At 70.1% G+C, this 1,430-nt stretch carries 1 pseudogene; it reads left to right on the top strand.

From position 1 onward, the window contains the following. Positions 1-1,430, top strand: a pseudogene (locus tag ACFXI4_RS44660) (phosphoketolase); the annotation flags it as partial.

Here is a 1,430-nt window from a genome sequence, read left to right as displayed (position 1 = left end):
GGTTCGATCCACGAGGGCGGTGAGCTGGGATATTCGCTGTCCCACGCCTATGGCGCCGCCTTCGACAACCCGGGCCTGCTGGTCGCCTGTGTGGTCGGTGACGGTGAGGCGGAGACCGGGCCGCTGGCCGCCGCGTGGCACTCGAACAAGTTCCTCGACCCGGTCAACGACGGTGCGGTCCTGCCGATCCTGCATCTCAACGGCTACAAGATCGCCAATCCGACGGTCCTGGCCCGCCTGCCCGAGGCCGAGCTCGACTCGCTGCTGCGCGGCTACGGGCACGACCCGATCCACGTCACGGGTGACGACCCGATGCAGGTGCACCGGGCCATGGCGGCGGCGCTGGACGACGCGCTGGACCGGATCGCGATCATGCAGCGCTCGGCGCGCGAGGACGGTGTCACCGAGCGTGTGCACTGGCCGGTGATCGTGCTGCGCACGCCGAAGGGGTGGACCGGTCCGGCCGAGGTGGACGGGGTGCCCGTGGAGGGCACCTGGCGCGCCCATCAGGTCCCGCTGGCCGGCGTCCGGGAGAACCCCGCCCACCTGCGGCAGCTGGAGGCGTGGCTGCGCTCCTACCGGCCCGAGGAGCTGTTCGGTCCTGACGGCCGGCCCGTCGCCGACGTCCTCGCCTGCATCCCCGACGGCTCCCGCCGCCTGGGCGCCACCGCGCACGCCAACGGCGGGCTCCTCGTCCGTGACCTGCCGATCGCCGACCTGGACGCGTTCGCGGTCCCGGTGGAGAAGCCCGGTACGACCCTGCACGAGCCGACCCGGGTCCTCGGCGGCCTGCTGGAACAGGTGATGAAAGACACGCGGCTGCGCCGGGACTTCCGCCTGGTGGGACCGGACGAGACCGCCTCCAACCGGCTGCAGGCGGTGTTCGAGGCCAGCGGCAAGGCCTGGCAGGCCGAACGCCTTCCGGTCGACGAACACCTCGACCGGCACGGCCGGGTGATGGAGATCCTCTCCGAACACACCTGCCAGGGCTGGCTGGAGGGTTATCTCCTCACCGGCCGGCACGGGCTGTTCTCCTGCTACGAGGCGTTCGTGCACATCGTCGACTCGATGGTCAACCAGCACATCAAGTGGTTGAAGACGTCACGGGAGTTGGCGTGGCGGGCGCCGATCGCGTCCCTCAACTACCTGCTGACGTCGCACGTGTGGCGTCAGGACCACAACGGTTTCTCGCACCAGGACCCCGGTTTCGTCGACCACGTCCTGAACAAGAGCCCCGAGGTCGTCCGGGTCTACCTGCCGCCGGACGCCAACACCCTGCTCTCGGTCGCGGACCACGCGCTGCGAAGCCGGGACTACGTCAACGTGATCGTGGCAGGCAAACAGCCCTGCTTCGACTGGCTCTCCATGGACCAGGCCCGGGCCCACTGCGCCCGCGGTGCCGGCATCTGGGACTGGGCCGGCACCGAGAA

The sequence above is a fragment of the Streptomyces sp. NPDC059224 genome, from assembly GCF_042754285.1.
Lineage (GTDB): Bacteria > Actinomycetota > Actinomycetes > Streptomycetales > Streptomycetaceae > Streptomyces.
Note: the sequence above shows the minus strand (reverse complement) of the source record. Positions and strands in the feature narration are given on the sequence as shown.